Genomic DNA, 22,567 nt, shown 5'->3' on the forward strand with positions numbered 1-22,567 from the left:
AAAAAAGTTTTCCATTTTGGTTGACGTCAACCGAAAAGCAAGGTAAACTACGAATAACTTTACTTTACTACCATATTAGCGAACTAAAGGATTTTGAATCATTCGAAGGGTGAGAACATTGTCGCGAATTTTAGCTTTTGAAAAACCGAACGGGATGAAAGACATTCTTCCAGAGCGATATGAAAGAAAAAAACAAATTCGATCCAGCATAGAACGCGTCTTGCACATGTGGGGGTATCGATTTGTTGAAACTCCGACATTGGAATATTACGAAACGGTGGGGGTGGCTTCCGCTATTGAAGATCACCAATTATTTAAACTACTCGACTCATCTGGGCAACCGCTTGTATTACGACCTGATATGACCACACCAATTGCCCGCTTAGCTGCTTCGACGTTATCTAAAGAACCACTACCCTTACGCCTCGGCTATTGTGCTCCCGTTTTTCGTTCGCCAAAAAAAGAGGGAGGAGCACTATCGGAATTCGAACAAATAGGTGTGGAGTATATTGGTGATTATTCCATTACTGCTGATGGAGAGGTCGTCGCCTTACTTGTTTCTGTACTAAAAGAAATTAGTTTAGAAAAGTTTCAAGTGTCCATCGGGCATGCCACCTTATTACAGGAGCTTTTAAAAGGAATGCTCCCTGAAGAACGTCTCGTTTCTTCGTTTACTCAGCATTTAGTGGAAAAAAATTATGTCGCATTCGAAAAAGATGTCGAATCGTTATCCGTATCAACGGAAACGAAAAAACGGTTGTTAAACATTTTATCGTTGCGGGGAAAAGAAGACGTGCTTTCTACCGCTTCCGAACTGTTAACCGACAAAGAGGGATCTGAGGAGCTCGAGCAGCTATCAAAGCTTTGGTACGTGTTGGAAGATTATGAAGTGTCCTCTTTTGTTCAATTTGACTTAACGCTTGTTGGGGAAATGAACTATTATTCTGGCATTCTTTTCGAAGTGGATGCACCAAAAATAGGCTTTCCGCTTGGGAACGGTGGCCGGTATGACTTTTTAGTAGAAAAGTTTGGGAGAAAGCTAGGGGCGACGGGCTTTGCTCTAAGACTCGATTACGTTTTAGAAGCGCTTAACGTGAAGGTCCAGCTGCCGGTGCTTGAATGTGTACTGTTTCTGCCACACAAGCAACGGGAAGCAATTCGCTTTGCTCTACAGAAGCGAGCGGAAGGAATTCCTATCGTTTTACAACCGATTGAAAGTTTGGATGAGATAAAACTTTATTCTGACAAATATAAACAGATTTATTCATTTTTTGATTAAGGAAGGGAAAACGATGAGCTGGTTAACGATAGCGATGCCAAAAGGTCGAATTTTTGAAGAAGCCGTCCAAATGCTTCGGCTAACTGGTTTTCAACTGCCAAGCGATTTTGAGGATTCGAGGAAATTGATTATCGATGGGGAAGAAGAAAAATTCCGATTTATTTTAGCCAAACCGATGGATGTCCCGACATATGTGGAGCAAGGGGTGGCCGACATCGGAATTGCCGGGAAAGATGTTTTGTTAGAGGAACAGCGGAATGTTTATGAATTGCTGGATCTCCAAATTAGTCCGTGTTACTTAGCGGTAGCGGGGTTACCGAGTCAAGCAGTGAATGAAAAGGTCGCCACGAAGTATCCACACATCGCTTCATCCTATTTCCGGAAAAAGGGAGAGCAAGTGGACATTATTCCGCTCCGAGGGTCCATTGAGCTTGCTCCGTTAGTCGGATTAGCGGACCGGATTGTCGATATTGTATCCACTGGTCGGACGTTAAAAGAAAACGGGCTGGTCGAATACGATCGTATCATTGAAGTAACATCCCGACTGATTGCCAATCCTGTTCAATTTCGTTTGAAATATGATCAAATTCAATACATTGTCCAAAAGTTAACACCGATTACGAAAAAGATAGGAGCGGTTTCACGATGAACATCACCCGTTTAGCCAATCCGAATGAATTACGTCGGACAATTGAACAATCAACGGAATCGCAGCGAGCCATTGTCAAAGAAATTATTGACCATGTCCGCCGAAATGGTGACCAAGCGCTCGCTTACTATACGAATCAATTTGACAACGTTTCCTTAACGACGTTTTACGTATCCAAACAAGAAATCGAGCAAGCGTATGAAAAAGTAGGAGAAGAAGTAGTGCAACTCATTCGGGAAGCAAAAAAACGCATTCAACGGTTCCATGAACATCAGCGCAAAACAAGCTGGATCACGACAGACGAAACAGGGACAATGCTTGGTCAAAAATTGACCCCATTACAGGCGGTCGGCGTGTATGTGCCAGGTGGAACCGCTAGCTATCCATCGAGCGTTTTAATGAACGTGATACCTGCTAAAGTGGCCGGGGTAAAGCGTATCGTCATGGTGACGCCACCGACGCGTATGGGGGAACTTCCGCCTGCCGTATTAGTTGCTGCAAACGAAGCTGGGGTGACTGAAATCTATAAAATAGGCGGCGCTCAAGCGATTGCTGCGCTAGCGTACGGAACGGAAACGATTGCCCCGGTTGATAAAATCGTCGGACCTGGGAATATTTATGTCGCCTTAGCGAAACGGGAAGTATTTGGACAAGTGGATATCGATATGATTGCCGGTCCGAGCGAGATTGCGATTTTAGCAGACGATACGGCGGATGCCAAGGAAGTGGCGGCGGACTTACTTTCTCAAGCTGAGCACGACGAACGGGCGGCGAGTATTTTAGTTACTCCAAGCGAATCGTTGGCTTTGAAAGTTCAGCAAGAAATTGAAAAACAACTTCCTGAACTTCCTCGTCAACACATCGCTCGTGCTTCTTTAGCGAACAATGGCCGAATTGTCCTTGTTGCTTCCCTTGAAGAAGGAATAGAAGCGATCAATCAATTTGCTCCAGAACATTTAGAAATCATAGTGGAAAACGAGATGGAAGTGCTGGCCAACATTCAACATGCGGGGGCGATTTTTCTCGGAAGATGGAGCTCAGAACCCGTTGGAGATTACTTGGCGGGACCGAATCATGTGCTCCCAACAAACGGAACGGCCCGTTTTTCTAGTCCGTTAAACGTTAATGATTTTATTAAAATATCGAGCATTATCCGTTACAGCCAGCAAGCGCTCGAAGAACAGGCTTCGAAAATTGCGGCGTTTGCAAGATTAGAAGGATTGGAAGCCCATGCACGGGCGGTGGAAATTCGAATGGAAAAGCGAGGGGACCAATGATGCGGACAGCCGAGTGGAAACGGGTGACGAAGGAAACAAATATTTCGTTACGATTTACAATCGACGGCGAAGGAAGAGCGGACATCGATTCCGGCGTGCCATTTTTAAACCATATGCTTGACTTGTTTACCCAGCACGGAAAGTTTGATTTAGTGCTGAAAGCGAATGGAGATACCGACATTGATGACCACCATACAACGGAAGATATCGGTATTTGTTTAGGTCTTGCTTTAAAAGAAGCGTTAGGTGATAAAAAAGGAATTCGCCGCTACGGACAGGCGTGGGTACCGATGGACGATGCGTTAGCCCAAGTCGTTATTGATTTAAGCAACCGCCCGCATTTTGAAATGAGGGGAGAACTTCCGAGTTCACGCGTCGGAACGTTCGATACTGAGTTAGTACACGAATTTTTATGGAAGCTGGCCCTAGAGGCGAGAATGAACCTACATGTCATCATCCATTACGGACGGAATTCGCATCATATGATTGAAGCGGTATTTAAAGCGTTAGGGCGGGCGCTTGATGAAGCGACCTTACTCGATCCACGCGAAAAAGGCGTTCCTTCCACGAAAGGAGTATTGTAACAATGATCGGCATTGTTGATTATGGGGTGGGCAATTTATTTAGCGTGCAAAAAGCGTTCGAGCGAATCGGAGTGGATGCGTTTGTCTCAAGTTCGATCGACGAACTGAAACGAGCAGACGGTCTCATTTTACCTGGCGTCGGTGCGTTTAAAGATGCTATGCAACGATTACATGCACAACAACTTGTCCCATTTTTAACGGAGTATATTCAAGAAAGGCCTCTTCTTGGAATTTGCCTTGGGATGCAATTGTTATTTGAAGAAAGTGAAGAGAATGGGTTGACGAAAGGGTTAGGTTTCTTACCTGGCCGGGTTGTTCGTATTCCGAATCAAACCACTGAAGGCGAAAAGGTCAAAGTACCCCATATGGGATGGAACGCGCTTAAAGTTGCCTCCTTTGCTCCAGACTTCCAGTGGGTCAACAGACAGTATGTGTATTTTGTTCATTCGTATTACGTTCAAACGGACGTTCCAGCCCTTTTAGTGGCTACAGCTACTTATGAAGTGGCTATCCCGAGTATCGTCCAAAAGGGAAACGTGACGGGCATGCAGTTTCATCCAGAAAAAAGCGGGGAAGTCGGTCAAACATTACTCAAACGGTTTGTTCAATCATGTGTAAGGGAGAGAACTTGTGATGACATTTCAACTTTATCCAGCTATTGATTTACGAAACGGGAAGTGCGTCCGTTTGTTCCAAGGAGATTTTACGAAAGAAACGGTCTATAGCGAAACACCGCTGGAAGTGGCCAAAGCGTTTGTTGATCAAGGTGCCGAATGGTTGCACATCGTCGATTTAGACGGTGCGAAAATAGGTACCCCTCAAAATAAACAAACGATTGTTCAAATGTTATCCGAACTAAAGGTAGCGGTTCAAATTGGAGGTGGCATTCGTTCCGAACGAGACATTGAATGGTATTTGGAAAACGAAGCGAGCCGCTTAATCATCGGTAGTTTAGCCGTTAGAAAGCCAGAACTTATCGGTGAATGGGTAAAAACGTATGGTTCGTCAACATTCGCAGTGTCGTTGGATGCCAAAGACGGTTATGTTGCCACCGATGGCTGGTTAAAAAACTCTCGTAAAAAAGCGGTGGATGTGGCGAAGCAATTAGCCGATATTGGCGTTGAAACGTTTATTTTTACGGACATTGCTACGGATGGGACGCTTTCAGGACCGAACGTACAAGCGATTGAACAGTTAGCAGTTGCAACCGGGTGTTCCGTAATTGCCTCAGGTGGAGTCAGCTCCATCGACGATGTACGAAAACTGGTAGCCTTAAAAGAAAAAGGCGTGCAAGGAGCGATTATCGGTAAAGCTCTTTATACTGGAAAACTCTCGTTGGAAGAGGCGTATTCTCTGGTGAACAGCTATGTTAGCTAAACGAATTATTCCGTGTTTGGACGTAAAAGATGGTCGTGTCGTCAAAGGCATTCAATTTGAACAGTTAAAAGATGCGGGTGACCCGGTGGAGTTGGCGAAAATGTATGACCGTCATGGAGCGGATGAATTAGTGTTTTTAGATATTTCCGCATCAAAAGAAGGGCGGGAAACGATGATTGATGTCGTTCGTTCTGTAGCGAGCCAGTTAGCGATTCCATTTACAGTGGGGGGCGGTATTCGTACCTTAGAAGATATGAAACGAATTCTTCGCTCGGGAGCAGATAAAGTGTCATTAAATACAGCGGCGGTATTAAATCCTGAACTGATTCAGAAAGGAGCAGCGTATTTTGGTAACCAATGTATCGTTGTGGCCATTGATGCTAAGTGGGATGAAGAAAAAGGGACGTGGTTTGTGCATACCCATGGAGGGAATGTTCGGACGGAATTAGACGTTCTTACCTGGGCCAAACGAGCGGTATCCTTAGGTGCGGGAGAAATTTTACTAACAAGCATGGATACAGATGGGGGAAAAAAGGGATATGATGTCGCGTTGACGAGAGTGGTGAGTGAAGTCGTCCATGTTCCTGTCATTGCATCTGGCGGAGCAGGTTCGATAGAAGATTTTTACACCGTGTTTACCGAAGGAAAAGCGGACGCTGCATTAGCTGCTTCGATTTTTCATTATCGTGAAACGTCCATTGAAGCAGTAAAAACCTTTTTAGTCGGAAAGGGGGTCCCAGTTCGTGAGTTGGGAATCCATCGTCGAGAACGTGCGCTTTGATCTAAACGGTCTTGTTCCAGCCATTGTACAAGATGTTCGTACAAAAGAAGTGCTAACGTTGGCGTATATGAACAAAGAGTCGCTCATTCGCTCCATGGAAACGAGACAAACATGGTTTTACAGTCGGTCGCGACAAGAGCTTTGGCATAAAGGTGAGACGAGTGGGAACGTGCAACATATCGTCAACATGTCATACGATTGCGACCGCGACGCTATTTTAGTTCAAGTCATTCCTGAAGGTCCGGCGTGTCATCATGGGACGACGAGCTGCTTTGACGAACCGTTTTTTCAAACCGATAGAAGGGAAGAGGAACGAGCCACCATTTCTATCTTAATGTTATTAGACAAACGAATTGAAAAGCGGAAGCTCGATCGACCAGAAGGCGCCTATACCACCTACTTATTCAATGAAGGAATCGATAAAATTGGGAAAAAGATCGGAGAAGAAGCTGCGGAAGTAATCATCGCTGCGAAAAATCGAAACAAAGAAGAAGTGAAATGGGAAGTCGCTGATCTTTTCTACCATATACTTGTTCTTTTACAAGAGCAACAAGTTCCATTGGATGATATTTGGGCGGTGTTAAAGAAACGATATGACAAAGGGTGATTCGAAAGCGAATCGCCTTTTTATTATTGTAAAAAAGGAACTCAGTTGACAATGAGGTACTTCATCGGTGAATGTGAAGGAAAATGTCAGAGAGTCCCTATTTTATGACATGATTGAAATATGGTATACTACTCTAGTTATCATGTGCGTTATTTTCTACACTTGAAGTTTTACTATATCACCATAACGGGAGTAAGCCCCCACCTCAAGATGGAGCGAACCAAAGAAGATACGTGGGGAATCAACTGCCCTTAAGGTCCGATTCGTTCAACTAACCATCCGTGTGGGAAAGAGCCCCTCATGGATGGAAGTTTCAAATTATCCCACACTTAACGGGATTGGAGGTCTTGCATGAGAAAAGACTCACACGTAGAAAAGAACAAAGGGAAAATTCTTTCGTTTATCCCTACAGGTGAATATTATTTTTCCAAAGGAGTCAAAGCGTTTCAACGCGGTGATTTGGAAAATGCGAAGAAATATTTAATTCGGGCGAATCAATTAGAACCGCTCGAACCGATGATTGTGTGTCAATTAGGAATTGTGTATGCGGAAACAGGAGAATATCAAAAATCTAATCAGTTGTTTCATCAAGTATTAAACGAATTAGACCCTTATATGGTCGAATGTCATTATTTTTTAGCGAACAACTATGCCTACTTAGGGTTGTTTAAAGAATCGTACAAACATATCACAACCTATTTAGAATTGGATCCAAATGGTGAATTTGTCCAAGATGCCGAAGAATTGCTCGAAATTATTCAGTTAGATGCCGAAGAGGCGAACGAAGTGTTGTACGAGCAAGACGAACTCATCGTAAAGCAAGAACAAGCACGGGAACAATTAGAGGCAGGAAACTTTTCAAAGGCGATTCAAATGCTTGAAGATATTATTGAACAGTTTCCAGATTTTTATTCGGCTTATAACAACTTAGCGCTTGCTTACTTTTACACCGGGGAAACGGAAAAAGCAACAACAATTCTTCATACCGTATTGGACAAAAATCCGGGAAACTTACACGCTTTGTGTAATGCGGCCGTATTTATGTATTATCAACGGGAAGAAGGACGACTTAATCAACTGCTGGATCGTTTAGAAAAGACGTACCCGATGTTGTTAGAACATCGATATAAACTAGGGGCGACGATGGCTCTTGTTGGTCGTTACGAGAAAGCTTTTTATTGGTTACGCAAGTTGCAAAAACAAGGGTTTGAAGGTGATCCTGCCTTTTATTATTGGCTCAGTCAAGCTGCCTATCATACAAACCATCTAGAAATTGCGCGAGCGGCGTGGAAAAAGTTAGAGATGTTAAGTCCGGAGAAAAAAGGAACGCCTCCTTGGGAACAAAAAAATACGGAACCATCATTGGAAATAAATGAAGCGTACATCATGGAAAAAATGGCGAGTACTGACGTAGAAGATCGCCTCTTTGGAATATTTTTATTTTCATTAAGCGAAAATAAAAAACGACTGTTATCTCATACCGAGTGGAAAGGGACGGAGCAATTTACGTCATTGGAAAAAGGATATTTTTCCCTCGTCCTTAGTGAATATATAGAAGCAGAAGTTCCTGCCATCATTCAAAGAGGACATGACGTAGCCGTACAGCTATACGAGAAGCACCGTCCGATTCGCCCAGAAAATGGAGGATTATTCGCGTTTTGGTTCGTCGTGTTTACGACTATCGCTTCTGAAAACGCGACGTTTGCCAATGTAAGAGGGATGGCCGCTGGAATTGATTATTTATGGCATCATTTACGAAACGAAAAAGTTACTCAGCGCCATGTTGCCGAACTTTATGGCGTTTCACCTTCGACCGTGGCGAAATATGTTAAACAGTTAAAAGAATGGATTTTGAAGTAGTGAGACCTTTTGAGCAAATCAATGGACGTAAAAGAAGTATTTCTATACGATAAGTTTAGAAGTCATTACACAATTGTTCTAAAAGGAGTTGTAGCATCGTGAGTGAAGAAAAAATTTACGATGTGATCATCGCTGGAGCAGGTCCAGCGGGGATGACAGCAGCTGTATATTCTTCCCGTGCGAATATGTCTACTTTAATGCTTGAACGTGGTGTTCCTGGTGGACAAATGGCCAACACGGAAGATGTTGAAAACTATCCAGGGTTTGACCATATTCTTGGACCGGAGTTATCCAATAAAATGTTCGAGCATGCGAAAAAATTCGGTGCGGAATATGCGTACGGCGATGTAAAAGAAATTGAAGATCACGGAGACTATAAAGTGGTCAAAACAGGTACCAAAGAATATAAAGCCCGTGCGGTGATTATCGCTACAGGTGCGGAGTATAAAAAACTAGGTGTACCTGGCGAAAGTGAATTAGGCGGCCGTGGAGTTTCCTACTGTGCGGTTTGTGACGGCGCATTCTTTAAAGGAAAAAACCTTGTAGTTGTGGGCGGGGGTGACTCAGCGGTAGAAGAAGGAGTCTATTTAACACGTTTCGCTAATAAAGTAACGATCGTTCACCGTCGTGATGAACTACGTGCGCAAAAAATTTTACAACAACGTGCGTTTGAAAATGAGAAAGTCGACTTCATTTGGAGTCATACAGTGAAGCAAATTAACGAAAAAGATGGAAAAGTTGGCAGTGTAACGCTTGTATCCACAAAAACAGGAGAAGAGCGCGAATTTGAAACAGATGGTGTCTTCATTTATATTGGTATGGTTCCATTAACAAAACCGTTCGAAAACTTGGGCATTACGAACGAGAATGGATACATTGAAACTAATGAACGAATGGAGACGAAAGTACCAGGTATTTTTGCGGCAGGAGACGTCCGTGAAAAATCGTTACGCCAAATTGTCACAGCGACAGGTGATGGAAGTATCGCTGCGCAAAGTGCTCAACATTATGTAGAAGAGCTCAAAGAGAAAATAAAAAGCCGTGCCTAATCATCGTCAGTTTCTTTCCTTGTTTAAAAGGCTATGTAGACGATAATGTTGATATTTATACATTACGCTTGTGGCGGGCGCTTTCCGCGGGCAAGTCGCAAGCCGCTTTCCTCGCTACGCTCAAGTAACGGTCTTGCGGCTTCTTGTTCCCGCTGGAGTCGCCGCCTTTCGCTTAGTTATGTTAGGGTTGAGCCTTTTAAAAAGAAAGGGACATAAAGGGGTCAAGATTCAACAATTTTTTTAAAAACCGTAACGGTCATTTAAACCTGTTGTAACAGTGGTGAAATAAAATTTAGGTAACATAGAAATGAAATTGACCCCCTTTTTCATATATTCCAACCTTTGACACAGGAACCTACCTGTGTCTTTTCTTTTTGTCTACTTTTTCGAGAAGGGATGTTCGTTCATTGTAGCGAATTAAAAAAACATTGTATAATAAAATGAAGTATATGTTCTCTTATATTATTGAGGTGAAAAAATGCAACGAGTAACCAATTGCGTATTTGTCAAGGATGATCAAATATTATTGATTCAAAAGCCGAAACGTGGATGGTGGTCTGCTCCAGGCGGAAAAATGGAGCCAGGTGAATCTATTCGTGAAGCGTGCATTCGTGAATTCCGGGAAGAGACGGGAATCTATGTGAAAAACCCGCAAGTAAAAGGGATTTTCACGTTTATTATAAAAGATGGGCATGAAGTGGTCTCTGAGTGGATGATGTTTACGTTTTTAGCGAAAGAAGGAGACGGTGTAAACGTAAGGGAAACGGAAGAAGGAACGATTCATTGGCATTCGATTGACAAACTAAAAGAATTGCCAATGGCTGAAGGGGATTATCATATCCTTGATTATGTGCTCCACGGAAAAGGAATCCTTTACGGAACGTTTACATATTCTCCAGATTTTGAATTAATTTCGTATCGACTTGATCCAAGCTGATGAAAGCCAGCAAGGGGGGAATCTTTCAATGAGTACGGGTTCTGTAAGCGATGTTCAATTAGTCATTATTACCGGGATGTCAGGAGCAGGAAAAACGGTTGCCATTCAAAGCTTTGAAGATCTTGGTTTTTTCTGTGTCGATAATTTACCGCCGACTTTGTTACCGAAGTTTCTGGAATTGATGAAAGACTCGGGAAGTAAAATGAACAAAGTGGCGATTGTGATGGACCTAAGAGGTCGAGAATTTTTTGACCATCTATTTAAAGCCCTGGATGACTTGGCAGAAACGTCCTGGGTGACCCCACAAATTTTGTTCTTAGATGCGGAAGACTCGGTGCTCGTTCGCCGTTATAAAGAAACGCGCCGTTCACACCCATTAGCTCCATCCGGCCTCCCCCTTGAAGGAATTCGTCAAGAACGGAAGCTGTTGGAAGAGCTAAAAGGAAGAGCGCAACTTATTTTTAATACATCACATATGAAGCCGCGGGAGCTTCGGGAAAAAATTTTAACTCAGTTTTCGGTGAATAAGCGTTCTATTTTTACGGTAAACGTCATGTCGTTTGGTTTTAAACATGGTCTTCCTATTGATGCCGATTTAGTATTTGACGTTCGTTTTTTACCAAACCCGCATTATATTGAGCATATGCGCCCGAAAACAGGATTAGATGCAGAAGTGTATGAATATGTCATGAAATGGAACGAGACGCAAAAATTTTTAGAGAAAACGATCGACTTATTAACGTTCATGCTCCCACATTATAAACGAGAAGGGAAAAGTCAACTCGTTATTGCTATCGGCTGTACCGGTGGACAACACCGTTCCGTTGCCTTAACAGAGTACATTGGCAAGTATTTTGAAAACGACTATCATACACGTATTACCCATCGGGATATTGAGAAAAGAAAGGAAAAAACAACATGACCATACATCAACAACCCCGAGTGGTCGTAATCGGTGGAGGGACTGGCTTGCCGGTTCTTTTACGCGGATTAAAAAAATATCCCATTGATATAACGGCGATTGTAACGGTAGCGGATGATGGAGGGAGTTCAGGAAGGTTACGAAATGAATTAGATATTCCCCCTCCTGGAGATGTACGTAACGTCTTAGCGGCGTTATCAGATGTCGAGCCGCTAATCGAGCAATTATTTCAGCACCGATTTAAAACAGCGAACGAATTATCGGGCCACTCGCTAGGTAATTTAATTATTGCTGCTTTAACGTCAATTACTGGTGATTTTGTCCGAGCGATTCAAGAAATGAGTCGAGTGTTAAATGTGAGCGGAAAGGTGCTCCCTGCAGCTAATCAAAGCGTTGTTTTACACGCAGAGATGGAAGATGGGACCGTTGTTTCGGGTGAATCAAAAATTCCGTTTTCAGGTAAGCGTATTCGCCGTGTGTTTTTAACACCTGAACATATTGAGCCCCTTCCGGAAACGTTAGATGCGATTCGAACAGCTGACTTGATCGTTATCGGACCGGGAAGTTTATATACGAGCATCTTGCCGAACTTACTTGTTCCGAAAATTGGTGAAGAGGTGTGCCGGGCGAAGGCGAAAAAAGTATATATCTGTAACTTAATGACACAAGCAGGCGAAACGCTTGATTTTACTGCAAGCGACCATGTAAGAGCGATCTATGATCATTTTCAACAACCGTTTATTGATACGATTTTAGTGAACAACGAAGAAGTTCCTTTAGACATTCAAGAACGGTATAAAGAAGAAATGGCCAAACCGGTTTATTTCGATATCGAACGATTAACGGATCTTGGCCTAGATGTCATTTATGATGAAATTATGACGTATGAAGATGGAGTTATACGACATGATACAGATAAAGTCTCGGAAATTCTTTACTCCCTATTAATGGAAAGTAAAAATACGTAATGATGTCGGTTGCTTGGAATGGAGGTGAAGGGGGATGTCGTTCGCATCTGAAACGAAAAAAGAATTAACGAATCTCGAAGTGAAGCTTTGTTGTGCTCGGTCAGAATTGTCGGCATTAATTCGCATGAACGGCTCATTATCATTTTCTAATCGCTTACTGATTGTCAACATCCAAACGGAAAATGCGGCTATTGCGAGAAGAATTTATACGCTTATTAAGAGAATTTATCAAACTCCTGTCGAATTGCTTGTTCGGAAAAAGATGAGATTAAAAAAGAACAATGTTTATATTGTTCGGTTAAAAGAAAATGCCCGTGACATACTAGAAGATTTAAAAATTCTCGGAGAAGGATTTACCTTTATACACGATATATCCGCAGAGCTCGTGAAGAAAAAGTGTTGTAAACGTTCTTACTTGCGTGGTGCTTTTTTAGCGGGAGGTTCCGTTAACAATCCAGAAACGTCTTCCTATCATTTAGAGGTGTTCTCTCAATATAAAGATCATAATGATTCATTATGTGATTTAATGAACACATTCGGTTTAAACGCTAAAACGTTAGAACGGAAGAAAGGGTTTATTACGTATTTAAAAGAAGCAGAAAAAATTACCGAGTTTTTAAATATTATCGGTGCACACAATGCGCTACTTCGCTTTGAAGATGTACGTATTGTACGCGATATGCGTAACTCCGTCAATCGGCTCGTAAATTGTGAGACGGCCAATTTGAATAAAACGATTGGTGCTGCCTTACGCCAAGTGGAAAACATTCGCTATATTGACCAAACGATTGGATTAGACGCATTACCGGATAAATTGAGAGAGATTGCGGAGCTTCGAATTGCCTACCAAGACGTGACATTAAAAGAACTCGGTGAAATGGTAAGTGGTGGAAAAATAAGTAAATCTGGAATCAATCACCGATTACGAAAAATCGATGAAATTGCTGAAAAACTTCGTGCAGGAGAACCGATTAATCAGTTGAAATAATATTTATTAATAATTTCGATAGGGGGAGGGGAAAAGATATGCTCGAGAGACAAGTGGAAGTAAAGTTAAAAACTGGTCTTCAAGCGCGGCCCGCAGCCCGGTTTGTTCAAGAAGCGAATCGCTTTGCAGCTGATGTTTTTTTAGAAAAAGACGGCAAAAAGGTGAACGGTAAAAGTATCATGGGCTTAATGAGTCTAGCCATCAGTTCGGGTACGACGATTACGATTATGACAGACGGCCGAGATGAACAAGAAGCAATGGATGTCCTCACCGCGTTTGTTAGTCGAGAAGAGTAAAACTCGCATAATGGAATGCGAGTTTTTTTATTTAGGCGCGCCCAGCAAAGCTGTTATCTGCTAGTTGGTTAAGTCCAACCCGAGTGAAATTAGCGAGTTAGACAAGAACGAAAGCCAAAGGAAGAAGAACGTCGGAAAGCCGTATGAGGGAAAACCTCACGTACGGTTTGATGAGGGGAAGCTGAGAGTAAAAGAGACAGCATAAGCTGTCCCTTTGAAATCAGTTTTCTACTCTACTAGGTAAAAAGAACAACCATATCATGTTAACAAGACATGTGTTCCCAAAAAGAAACGTACGAGGATGGTGAATCAGTCCTCGTACGTTTTTTCATCGATTATTTAGATAAAGAGTTTCTTGTAATAATATGGTCGATTAAACCGTAATCTTTCGCTTTTTCAGCCGTCATAAAGTTGTCGCGCTCTGTATCACGCTCGATTACTTCGAGCGGCTGACCAGTGCGTTCAGATAGAATGTGGTTCAATTTATCGCGTAAGAAGAGAATACGTTTAGCAGCAATTTCAATTTCCGTCGCTTGACCTTGAGCTCCACCAAGCGGTTGGTGAATCATCACTTCACTGTTCGGTAACGCGTAACGTTTTCCTTTTGTACCAGCAGCTAAAAGGAACGCACCCATGGATGCGGCCATACCGATACAAATGGTTTGAACGTCTGGTTTAATGAATTGCATTGTATCATAAATCGCCATACCAGCTGTAATGCTTCCGCCAGGGCTGTTAATATAAATGGAGATGTCTTTTTCTGGGTTTTCTGCTTCTAAAAAGAGTAATTGAGCAACAATGGAGTTCGCTACATTGTCATCAATCGGACTACCTAACATAATGATACGGTCTTTTAATAAACGTGAATAAATGTCATACGCACGTTCCCCGCGATTGGTTTGCTCAATAACAGTTGGAATTAAGTTCATTCCTTCATCCTCCTTTGTACGAAAAATCATTATTCACCGTGGTGTTTGACAGATGTTGAGAAAAACTTACGTACTGTAATCATACACCGATGGTCAATAAAGGTCAAACAAATTACTCAGCAGAGATAAAAAACAATTACGTATACCATCATACCCAAAAATCTATTTATTAAAACAGAAACATTGTTGCAAAAAGAATGACTCATCAGTATAATAGATAGTGCACGTTAGTTTTATTATATGCCCTCGTGGTGTAATGGATAACACGCAAGATTCCGGTTCTTGAAATGTGGGTTCGATTCCTGCCGAGGGCGTTTGATTCATTGGAATCCTCTTGCCATTCGCAAGGGGATTTTCTTTTATTTCACGAAAGAAATGTTAATTTTTCTAAATATTCAGAGTATAATTACAATAACCCATTCGTACGTACGAAAGTATTTTCCATACAGCTTTTGATGAATTTTTTGTACAATGAATGAAGGGGGGGAGTGCAATGAATTTAAAAGTTGGATTATGGCAACAACAAACGGTCAAATTAGCGCTGACGCAAGAATTGACCCAAGCCATTACCTTATTACAATATTCCGTGCAAGAGCTGACTTCGTTTTTAGAATCAAAAGCGATGGAAAACCCACTGATTCAATTGGAAACACCAAATATTCGTGTCATGGACCCCCGCTATGATTATGTGAAAAAACGTAAAACGGTAAAAAATGATGATGAAAAAAACTGGCTCGAACAAATTGCGGCCAAGTCCAATTCATTTGTCGATTATGTAAACGCACAGCTAACTTTGAAAACGTTCACAAAAAAGGAACGGCGAATTATTGACCATATTATATATAATTTAGATCCGAACGGATATTTAACAGCTTCTACGAGAGAAATTGCGAATATGTGTCAAGCGACCGAAGATGAAGTCGAAGCGTGTATTGCCACCGTACAAGGGTTAGAGCCTGCTGGTATTGCAGCACGGAGTTTACAAGAATGTTTGTATTTACAGTTAGAGCGAAAAGAAAATGTGCCGAGAATCGCTTTGGAGATTATTCGCGATCATTTTGAAGATTTCGCCGAGAAACGGTGGCGACAACTTTCTAAAGAGCTCCAAATCGAGGTCAAAGACATTCAAGAAGTAGCTGATATCATCCAAACACTGACGCCAAGGCCTGGGGCATCTTTTTATGAAGAGAATCCGTCTTATATTGTTCCAGATTTAATTGTTCGGTTGGCTGAAGATGGAGAAGTAGAGGTCTCTCTTTTCGATGATTTACTGCCAAAGCTGCGCTTCCACCAAGAGTATTACGATGAAATGACACGCTATGAAGATCGCCAAGTCAATCAATTTTTAAAAGAAAAGTCGAACGACTATCACTGGATCATGAAAAGTTTAGAACACCGTCAAGAAACATTATTTAAAGTTGGGTTAAAAATTGTAGAAAAACAAAAAGACTTCTTTTTAAAAGGGCCGAAACATCTCGCGCCTTTAACAATGAAAGATATCTCTGAGGAGCTAAACATTCATGAATCTACGGTTAGTCGTGCGGTACGGGAAAAATATATGCAAACACCATATGGTACCTTTGAATTAAAACACTTTTTTACTAGTTCCTTACAAACGAATGATGCCGAGACAGCTTCTTCTGCCACAGTGAAAAACTTAATTCAAGAATGGGTTGATCAAGAAGATAAACGAAAACCGTTATCTGATCAACAAATCGCCAATCGATTAAAAGAGTACGGAATCATTGTGTCAAGAAGGACAGTGGCGAAATATCGAGACCAACTCGGTATCCCGTCGTCGGCGAAACGAAAACGATTTGATTAGTTAGGAGTTTGAGAAATGGAAGTTGTATTATACACACGGCAACAATGTCACCTATGCGAAGAAGCAAAACAAGTATTAAAGATACTACAAGGCGATTACTCGTTCGACATACGTGAAGTGGATATTGATGAAAGCGATGAGTTAACAGAACAGTTTGGGATGATGATTCCAGTGGTGGAAATCGAAGGGGAAATAGTCCAATATGGGCAAATTGATTTATGGACAATTAGTAATCGCTTACAACAAAAAAGCTGACTTTCTCTTGTTGAATCGCTTATTCAACCCTGCTAAAATAAAGATGTAGCAGGGGTTATTTTTTTACCGTCGGTGGGACATAATACGTCTATACGGGACAAAAAACGTCCCTCGACCTAGTAAGGGTGAAGAATATGCTGCAACTACTTGATTTACAAAAAAGATTATTACCCGACCTTCTTGATATTATGCAAAAGCGGTATCACATTTTAAAAACGATTCACATATTGCAACCCGTTGGACGCCGAACATTAGCCCAAACGTTAGGATTTACCGAGCGGGTGTTACGAAGTGAAGTTGAGTTTTTAAAAGAACAAAATTTAATTGACATTAAAACAACGGGAATGAGTCTGACGACTGAAGGTGTCAACATTCTCGAAAAATTAGAAGGCATGATGCGAGAAGTTTCGGGAATAAATGAAATGGAGAAGCAATTAAAACTCCGGTTCGGCGTGAAAGAAGTTGTCATTGTCGACGGCAACAGTGATGAAACGCCATGGGTAAAAGAAGAGCTTGGTAGAGCTTGTATTGTAAGCATGAAAAAGCGATTGGCAGAGAAAAATATCATTGCTGTCACTGGTGGAACGACGATGGCCGCTGTTGCAGAACAGTTGACCCCTGACTTTTTAAAAGGTGAATTATTATTTGTTCCGGCACGCGGGGGTATTGGCGAAGATGTAAAAAATCAAGCCAATACAATCTGTGCCAAGATGGCTGAGCATACGGGAGCTTCTCATAAAGTGTTATACGTTCCTGATCAAGTAAGTAAGGAAGTATACGAATCTTTTATTAAAGAACCGGCGATTAAAGAAGTGCTCCACTTAATTACGTCCGCTAACATGGTTCTTCACGGAATTGGAGATGCGATTACGATGGCGAATCGACGTAAAACAAGTCCGGAAGATTTGGACAAAATTAAAAAAAGTGGAGCTGTCGGCGAAGCGTTCGGTTACTACTTTGATGAAGACGGAGAAGTTGTTCATCGGGTGCAGACGGTAGGCATTCAATTAAAAGATTTGGACCGGGTAGAACACGTTTTCGCCGTAGCTGGTGGAAGCTCAAAAGCAAAAGCCATTCAAGCGTATATGAAACGGGCACCACGTTCGACGATTTTAATTACGGACGAAGGAGCTGCTCGTGAATTACTAAAAATGAAAAACAGTAAATAAAGGTTGTTTTCCTATCTCATCATCCCACTCCATACTCGAAAACAACCTTTAAAATAAACCTTTACACATATAAAAGGAGGACTCTTTAAATGGCAGTAAAAATTGGTATCAATGGTTTTGGTCGAATTGGTCGTAACGTATTCCGTGCAGCACTTAAAAACCCTAACGTAGAAGTAGTAGCTGTAAACGACTTAACAGATGCAAACATGCTTGCTCATCTTTTAAAATACGACTCTGTTCACGGTAAATTAGAAGAGGAAGTTTCTGTTGACGGTGAATATCTCATCGTTGGCGGTAAAAAAATTAAAGTATTAGCAGAACGCGACCCAGCTCAACTTGGTTGGGGTGAACTTGGTGTAGAAGTTGTTGTTGAATCTACTGGTCGCTTCACAAAACGTGAAGATGCAGCAAAACACCTTGAAGCTGGCGCGAAAAAAGTGATTATCTCCGCTCCTGCAAAAGATGAAGATATCACAATCGTTATGGGTGTTAACGAAGACAAATACGACCCAGCAAACCATCACGTGATTTCTAATGCATCTTGTACAACAAACTGCTTAGCGCCATTCGCGAAAGTACTTCACGAAAAATTCGGTATTAAGCGCGGTATGATGACTACTGTACACGCGTACACAAACGACCAACAAATCTTAGACTTACCGCATAAAGACTATCGTCGTGCGCGTGCAGCTGGCGAGTCTATCATCCCTACAACAACTGGTGCAGCAAAAGCAGTAGCGCTCGTATTACCTGAATTAAAAGGTAAATTAAACGGTATGGCGATGCGTGTTCCAACTCCAAACGTTTCTGTAGTAGACTTAGTAGCTGAGCTTGAAAAAGAAGTAACTGCTGAAGAAGTAAATGCAGCTCTTAGAGAAGCAGCTGAGGGCGAATTAAAAGGAATTTTAGCATATAGCGAAGAACCACTTGTTTCTCGCGACTACAACGGTAATACAGCTTCTTCAACAATCGATGCGCTTTCTACAATGGTTATCGATAACAACATGGTAAAAGTTGTTTCTTGGTATGACAACGAAACTGGTTACTCTAACCGTGTAGTAGACTTAGTTGACTACATCGCTCAAAAGGGCCTTTAATAAAAACAAATTCAATAAAGTGTTACACTATTTAATAAAAAGTTAACAAATGTGACATCATTTTTAGATGGAAATGATGGATAAATTATGTCCCAGCATCTATAATAGAGTTGGGATGGAAGGGGAGTAGGGGGGAGTGCCCTCTCCCCGTTTTTCACTTATCAAAGTCCTTCAATGGAAACAAGGAGGTCCTTTTTGATGAACAAAAAAACGGTAAAAGATATTGAACTAAAAGGAAAACGAGTGTTTTGCCGCGTAGATTTTAACGTGCCGATGAAAGACGGTGCGGTTACTGACGACACACGTATTCGGGCGGCTCTACCAACCATTCAATACTTAAAAGAACAAGGGGCGAAAGTCATTTTAGCGAGCCACTTAGGACGCCCAAAAGGACAAGTTGTTGAAGAGTTACGCTTAACTCCAGTGGCTGAGCGCTTACAAGAGCTTCTTGGTGCCCCTGTAGTGAAAGTCGACGAAGCATATGGGGAAGCAGTTCAAGCGAAAATCGCTGAAATGAATGAAGGAGACGTCATGCTTTTAGAAAACGTCCGCTTCTATCCTGGTGAAGAGAAAAATGATCCAGAGTTAGCGAAAGCGTTCGCTGAGCTTGCGGATGTATATGTGAACGACGCGTTCGGTGCGGCTCACCGTGCTCATGCTTCTACTGAAGGTATTGCAAAACACCTTCCAGCTGTCGCTGGGTTCTTAATGGAAAAAGAATTAAGCGTGTTAGGAAATGCGTTATCAAATCCAGAGCGTCCATTTACAGCGATTATTGGTGGCGCCAAAGTAAAAGATAAAATTGGTGTTATTGAAAACTTATTAGACAAAGTGGACAACTTAATCATCGGCGGGGGATTAGCTTATACGTTCGTAAAAGCAAAGGGGTACGAAATCGGTAAATCCCTATTAGAAGAAGATAAAATTGAATTAGCGAAAGAATTTATGAAAAAAGCTGAAGAAAAAGGCGTTAACTTCTATATGCCTCAAGATGTGATCGTCGCTGATGATTTCTCTGAAACAGCGAACACGAAAGCGGTATCCATTGAAGAGATTCCTGCAGATTGGGAAGCGCTTGATATCGGTCCGAAAACGCGTGAACTATACAGCCAAGTGATCAATGAATCCAAACTAGTGATTTGGAACGGTCCAATGGGTGTATTTGAAATGGACCAATTCGCGAACGGAACAAAAGCAGTTGCCGAAGCGTTAGCTAAAGCAGAAGGTACGTATTCGGTTATCGGTGGTGGTGACTCCGCAGCAGCTGTTGAAAAGTTTGGCTTAGCGGATCAAATGAGCCATATTTCTACTGGTGGCGGTGCTTCTCTTGAGTTTATGGAAGGAAAAGCTTTACCAGGTGTAGTGGCATTAGATGATAAATAATCCGCTCAATTGGTAAAGAAATGAATGAAAGGGGGAAGCAAGATGCGTAAACCAATTATTGCTGGTAACTGGAAGATGCACAAAACGTTAAGCGAAGCAAAAGCTTTTGCAGAAGAAGTAAAAGGTCTCGTTCCACCGAAAGAGCGTGTGGATTCTGTCATTTGTGCCCCAGCAATCTTTTTAGAGCGTCTTGTAGAAGTGACGAAAGAATATGATGTCGAAATTGGTGCACAAAACATGCACTTTGAAGAAAGCGGTGCATTTACAGGAGAAATTAGTCCGAAAGCGCTCCAAGATTTAGGTGTAACTTACGTGATTTTAGGGCATTCTGAGCGTCGTGAAATGTTTAACGAAACGGATGACGCTGTTAATAAAAAAGTATTAGCTGCATTTAAATATGATTTAACGCCGATTGTGTGCGTTGGTGAAACGTTAGAACAACGTGAAAATGGCGCAACAAAGCAAGTGGTTGAAGACCAAGTGAAAAAAGCATTAACAGGCTTAACAAACGAACAAGCTAAACAAGTCGTGATCGCTTACGAACCAATTTGGGCGATTGGTACAGGTAAGTCTTCTACAGCGGAAGACGCGAATGATGTATGTGCCCATATCCGTCAAGTGATCGCAAACAACTTTTCTCAACAAGTGGCAGATGCTGTACGAATTCAATACGGTGGCAGCGTAAAGCCAGCGAATATTAAAGAGTTCTTATCACAACCAGATATTGATGGTGCATTAGTTGGTGGAGCTAGCTTAGATCCAAAATCGTTCTTGCAACTATTGGAGGCAGGTAATAATGAGTAAAGCACCTACAGCTTTGATTATTTTAGACGGTTTTGCTTTACGTGATGAAGTAAAAGGAAATGCCGTCGCTCAAGCAAAAAAGCCAAATTTTGATCGTTTCTGGAATAAATATCCTCATACAACGTTAAAAGCGTGTGGAGAAGCCGTTGGATTACCAGAAGGTCAAATGGGGAACTCTGAAGTTGGTCACTTAAATATTGGTGCAGGACGAATTGTGTATCAAAGTTTAACACGCGTGAACATTGCGATCCGCGAAGGAGAATTCGATAAAAATGAAACGTTCCTGCAAGCGATGAATCATGTAAAAGAAAAAGGCACGAACTTACACATTTTTGGCTTGCTTTCTGACGGTGGCGTACATAGCCATATTGACCACCTATTTGCTCTTTTAAAACTTGCGGCAAAAGAAGGCGTTCAAAACGTCTATGTGCACGCGTTCTTAGATGGTCGCGATGTCGGTCCACAAACGGCAAAAACGTACATTCAGCAAACGGAAGAGAAAATGAAAGAGTACGGTGTCGGAAAGTTTGCGACTATTTCTGGCCGTTATTATTCCATGGACCGTGACAAACGTTGGGAACGCGTGGAAAAATCATACCGAGCAATGGTATATGGTGAAGGTCCGAAATATACGAACCCGATCGACTGTATCGAAGATTCCTACCAAAACGGAATCTATGATGAGTTCGTCATCCCATCCGTCATCACAGACGAACAAGGCGATCCAGTAGCAACAATCAAAGACGAAGATGCTGTCATTTTCTACAACTTCCGTCCAGACCGGGCGATTCAAATTTCCAACACATTTACTAACGAAGATTTTCGTTCGTTTGATCGCGGACCGAAGCATCCGAAAAACTTATTCTTTGTTTGCTTAACTCATTTTAGTGAAACAGTAAAAGGGTATGTGGCATTTAAGCCAACGAACTTGGATAATACGCTTGGAGAAGTCATTTCTCAAAACGGTTTAACGCAACTTCGTATTGCGGAAACTGAAAAATATCCGCACGTCACCTTCTTTATGAGCGGTGGCCGTGAAGAGCCGTTCCCTGGCGAAGAACGAATTTTAATCGACTCACCAAAAGTCGCGACTTACGATTTAAAACCGGAAATGAGCGCCTATGAAGTGACCGAAGCGCTGTTAAAAGAAATCGAAGCCGACAAACACGATGCGATTATTTTAAACTTTGCGAACCCAGATATGGTGGGTCATTCCGGTAAGCTAGAGCCGACGATTAAAGCGGTTGAAGCGGTTGATGAATGCCTTGGTAAAGTCGTAGATGCGATTTTAGCAAAAGGCGGCGTTGCAATTATTACTGCTGACCACGGAAACGCTGATGAAGTGGTCACACTTGAAGGAAAACCAATGACGGCGCATACAACCAACCCAGTTCCAGTCATTGTGACAAAAGAAGGCATTGAATTGCGTGAAGGCGGTATTTTGGGTGACTTAGCGCCAACGATGCTTGACCTATTAGGATTAGAACAACCAAAAGAAATGACAGGACAGTCATTAATTAAAAAATAAAAA

At 42.0% G+C, this 22,567-nt stretch carries 23 protein-coding genes and 1 tRNA gene; 23 read left to right on the forward strand and 1 reads right to left on the reverse strand.

Annotated features, from left to right (window positions below; all coding sequences use genetic code 11):
- The first annotated feature begins 118 nt into the window (after positions 1-118).
- The 15 genes from H0Z31_01885 to H0Z31_01955 all read left to right on the forward strand — a co-directional run bounded on the left by H0Z31_01885 (position 119) and on the right by H0Z31_01955 (position 13,574).
- Positions 119-1,279 carry an ATP phosphoribosyltransferase regulatory subunit gene (locus H0Z31_01885; protein ID MBO8176185.1) on the forward strand — a complete coding sequence of 387 codons (1,161 nt, stop codon included), beginning with the start codon at positions 119-121 and terminating at the stop codon, positions 1,277-1,279.
- A 13-nt stretch (positions 1,280-1,292) separates the two neighbouring features.
- Complete coding sequence (locus tag H0Z31_01890) at positions 1,293-1,928, forward strand: ATP phosphoribosyltransferase (GenBank protein MBO8176186.1); 636 nt, start codon at positions 1,293-1,295, stop codon at positions 1,926-1,928.
- A complete protein-coding gene (gene hisD / locus H0Z31_01895; protein ID MBO8176187.1) occupies positions 1,925-3,205 on the forward strand; it encodes a histidinol dehydrogenase in 1,281 nt (426 codons plus the stop codon). Before H0Z31_01890 ends, hisD begins: the two co-directional genes overlap by 4 nt.
- Positions 3,205-3,789 (forward strand): imidazoleglycerol-phosphate dehydratase HisB, encoded by a 585-nt coding sequence (hisB, locus tag H0Z31_01900; protein MBO8176188.1) that lies wholly within the window; start codon positions 3,205-3,207, stop codon positions 3,787-3,789. The genes hisD and hisB overlap by 1 nt, the downstream gene beginning before the upstream one ends.
- A gap of 2 nt (positions 3,790-3,791) precedes the next feature.
- A complete protein-coding gene (gene hisH, locus H0Z31_01905; protein MBO8176189.1) occupies positions 3,792-4,451 on the forward strand; it encodes an imidazole glycerol phosphate synthase subunit HisH in 660 nt (219 codons plus the stop codon).
- On the forward strand, positions 4,423-5,166 hold the full coding sequence (gene hisA, locus H0Z31_01910; protein MBO8176190.1) for a 1-(5-phosphoribosyl)-5-[(5-phosphoribosylamino)methylideneamino]imidazole-4-carboxamide isomerase: 744 nt from the start codon (positions 4,423-4,425) through the stop codon (positions 5,164-5,166). Before hisH ends, hisA begins: the two co-directional genes overlap by 29 nt.
- A complete protein-coding gene (gene hisF, locus H0Z31_01915; GenBank protein ID MBO8176191.1) occupies positions 5,156-5,947 on the forward strand; it encodes an imidazole glycerol phosphate synthase subunit HisF in 792 nt (263 codons plus the stop codon). Before hisA ends, hisF begins: the two co-directional genes overlap by 11 nt.
- Positions 5,925-6,554: a bifunctional phosphoribosyl-AMP cyclohydrolase/phosphoribosyl-ATP diphosphatase HisIE gene (locus H0Z31_01920; GenBank protein ID MBO8176192.1), complete on the forward strand. Its 630-nt coding sequence runs from the start codon at positions 5,925-5,927 to the stop codon at positions 6,552-6,554. Before hisF ends, H0Z31_01920 begins: the two co-directional genes overlap by 23 nt.
- 351 nt (positions 6,555-6,905) lie before the next feature.
- Positions 6,906-8,414 (forward strand): tetratricopeptide repeat protein, encoded by a 1,509-nt coding sequence (locus tag H0Z31_01925; protein MBO8176193.1) that lies wholly within the window; start codon positions 6,906-6,908, stop codon positions 8,412-8,414.
- A 98-nt stretch (positions 8,415-8,512) separates the two neighbouring features.
- Positions 8,513-9,463, forward strand: coding sequence for a thioredoxin-disulfide reductase (trxB, locus tag H0Z31_01930; protein MBO8176194.1), 951 nt, complete (start codon positions 8,513-8,515; stop codon positions 9,461-9,463).
- Between the two features lie 478 nt (positions 9,464-9,941).
- Positions 9,942-10,400, forward strand: a complete 459-nt coding sequence (locus H0Z31_01935) for an 8-oxo-dGTP diphosphatase (GenBank protein MBO8176195.1) — start codon at positions 9,942-9,944, stop codon at positions 10,398-10,400.
- A 28-nt stretch (positions 10,401-10,428) separates the two neighbouring features.
- The gene (gene rapZ, locus H0Z31_01940) at positions 10,429-11,322 is read left to right on the forward strand and encodes an RNase adapter RapZ (protein MBO8176196.1); all 894 of its coding nucleotides are present in this window, start codon (positions 10,429-10,431) and stop codon (positions 11,320-11,322) included.
- 2 nt (positions 11,323-11,324) lie between these two features.
- Positions 11,325-12,290 (forward strand): YvcK family protein, encoded by a 966-nt coding sequence (locus H0Z31_01945; GenBank protein MBO8176197.1) that lies wholly within the window; start codon positions 11,325-11,327, stop codon positions 12,288-12,290.
- A 34-nt stretch (positions 12,291-12,324) separates the two neighbouring features.
- Positions 12,325-13,278, forward strand: a complete 954-nt coding sequence (gene whiA / locus H0Z31_01950; protein ID MBO8176198.1) for a DNA-binding protein WhiA — start codon at positions 12,325-12,327, stop codon at positions 13,276-13,278.
- 38 nt (positions 13,279-13,316) lie between these two features.
- On the forward strand, positions 13,317-13,574 hold the full coding sequence (locus H0Z31_01955; GenBank protein MBO8176199.1) for an HPr family phosphocarrier protein: 258 nt from the start codon (positions 13,317-13,319) through the stop codon (positions 13,572-13,574).
- A gap of 335 nt (positions 13,575-13,909) precedes the next feature.
- On the opposite strand, the gene clpP is transcribed toward H0Z31_01955, so the two are convergent.
- Positions 13,910-14,503 carry an ATP-dependent Clp endopeptidase proteolytic subunit ClpP gene (gene clpP / locus H0Z31_01960; protein ID MBO8176200.1) on the reverse strand — a complete coding sequence of 198 codons (594 nt, stop codon included), beginning with the start codon at positions 14,501-14,503 and terminating at the stop codon, positions 13,910-13,912.
- Between the two features lie 242 nt (positions 14,504-14,745).
- Between clpP and H0Z31_01965 the strand changes: the two genes are divergently transcribed.
- From H0Z31_01965 to H0Z31_02000, 8 genes are all read left to right on the forward strand, one after another.
- A tRNA-Arg gene (locus H0Z31_01965) sits at positions 14,746-14,817 on the forward strand.
- A gap of 179 nt (positions 14,818-14,996) precedes the next feature.
- Complete coding sequence (rpoN, locus tag H0Z31_01970; protein MBO8176201.1) at positions 14,997-16,328, forward strand: RNA polymerase factor sigma-54; 1,332 nt, start codon at positions 14,997-14,999, stop codon at positions 16,326-16,328.
- Positions 16,329-16,343: 15 nt separating this feature from the next.
- On the forward strand, positions 16,344-16,583 hold the full coding sequence (locus H0Z31_01975) for a glutaredoxin family protein (protein ID MBO8176202.1): 240 nt from the start codon (positions 16,344-16,346) through the stop codon (positions 16,581-16,583).
- 134 nt (positions 16,584-16,717) lie between these two features.
- Positions 16,718-17,752 (forward strand): sugar-binding transcriptional regulator, encoded by a 1,035-nt coding sequence (locus H0Z31_01980; protein ID MBO8176203.1) that lies wholly within the window; start codon positions 16,718-16,720, stop codon positions 17,750-17,752.
- An 89-nt stretch (positions 17,753-17,841) separates the two neighbouring features.
- The gene (gene gap / locus H0Z31_01985) at positions 17,842-18,849 is read left to right on the forward strand and encodes a type I glyceraldehyde-3-phosphate dehydrogenase (protein MBO8176204.1); all 1,008 of its coding nucleotides are present in this window, start codon (positions 17,842-17,844) and stop codon (positions 18,847-18,849) included.
- Between the two features lie 198 nt (positions 18,850-19,047).
- Positions 19,048-20,232, forward strand: coding sequence for a phosphoglycerate kinase (locus tag H0Z31_01990; protein ID MBO8176205.1), 1,185 nt, complete (start codon positions 19,048-19,050; stop codon positions 20,230-20,232).
- 42 nt (positions 20,233-20,274) lie between these two features.
- Entirely contained in the window at positions 20,275-21,036 is a 762-nt protein-coding gene (locus H0Z31_01995; protein ID MBO8176206.1) for a triose-phosphate isomerase, read from the forward strand.
- Complete coding sequence (locus tag H0Z31_02000) at positions 21,029-22,564, forward strand: 2,3-bisphosphoglycerate-independent phosphoglycerate mutase (GenBank protein MBO8176207.1); 1,536 nt, start codon at positions 21,029-21,031, stop codon at positions 22,562-22,564. The genes H0Z31_01995 and H0Z31_02000 overlap by 8 nt, the downstream gene beginning before the upstream one ends.
- Positions 22,565-22,567 lie beyond the last annotated feature (3 nt).

Source organism: Bacillus sp. (in: firmicutes) (assembly GCA_017656295.1).
Taxonomy (GTDB): Bacteria; Bacillota; Bacilli; order Bacillales; family JACDOC01; genus JACDOC01.

Coding starts and splice junctions, on each gene's coding strand:
- H0Z31_01925 (MBO8176193.1), top strand. CDS start 6,906: ATGAGAAAAGACTCACACGTAGAAAAGAACAAAGGGAAAATTCTTTCG.
- H0Z31_01955 (MBO8176199.1), top strand. CDS start 13,317: ATGCTCGAGAGACAAGTGGAAGTAAAGTTAAAAACTGGTCTTCAAGCG.
- hisA (MBO8176190.1), top strand. CDS start 4,423: ATGACATTTCAACTTTATCCAGCTATTGATTTACGAAACGGGAAGTGC.
- H0Z31_01890 (MBO8176186.1), top strand. CDS start 1,293: ATGAGCTGGTTAACGATAGCGATGCCAAAAGGTCGAATTTTTGAAGAA.
- H0Z31_01935 (MBO8176195.1), top strand. CDS start 9,942: ATGCAACGAGTAACCAATTGCGTATTTGTCAAGGATGATCAAATATTA.
- hisB (MBO8176188.1), top strand. CDS start 3,205: ATGCGGACAGCCGAGTGGAAACGGGTGACGAAGGAAACAAATATTTCG.
- rpoN (MBO8176201.1), top strand. CDS start 14,997: ATGAATTTAAAAGTTGGATTATGGCAACAACAAACGGTCAAATTAGCG.
- rapZ (MBO8176196.1), top strand. CDS start 10,429: ATGAGTACGGGTTCTGTAAGCGATGTTCAATTAGTCATTATTACCGGG.
- H0Z31_02000 (MBO8176207.1), top strand. CDS start 21,029: ATGAGTAAAGCACCTACAGCTTTGATTATTTTAGACGGTTTTGCTTTA.
- H0Z31_01980 (MBO8176203.1), top strand. CDS start 16,718: ATGCTGCAACTACTTGATTTACAAAAAAGATTATTACCCGACCTTCTT.
- whiA (MBO8176198.1), top strand. CDS start 12,325: ATGTCGTTCGCATCTGAAACGAAAAAAGAATTAACGAATCTCGAAGTG.
- clpP (MBO8176200.1), bottom strand. CDS start 14,503: ATGAACTTAATTCCAACTGTTATTGAGCAAACCAATCGCGGGGAACGT.
- hisH (MBO8176189.1), top strand. CDS start 3,792: ATGATCGGCATTGTTGATTATGGGGTGGGCAATTTATTTAGCGTGCAA.
- H0Z31_01975 (MBO8176202.1), top strand. CDS start 16,344: ATGGAAGTTGTATTATACACACGGCAACAATGTCACCTATGCGAAGAA.
- H0Z31_01990 (MBO8176205.1), top strand. CDS start 19,048: ATGAACAAAAAAACGGTAAAAGATATTGAACTAAAAGGAAAACGAGTG.
- H0Z31_01995 (MBO8176206.1), top strand. CDS start 20,275: ATGCGTAAACCAATTATTGCTGGTAACTGGAAGATGCACAAAACGTTA.
- hisD (MBO8176187.1), top strand. CDS start 1,925: ATGAACATCACCCGTTTAGCCAATCCGAATGAATTACGTCGGACAATT.
- hisF (MBO8176191.1), top strand. CDS start 5,156: ATGTTAGCTAAACGAATTATTCCGTGTTTGGACGTAAAAGATGGTCGT.
- gap (MBO8176204.1), top strand. CDS start 17,842: ATGGCAGTAAAAATTGGTATCAATGGTTTTGGTCGAATTGGTCGTAAC.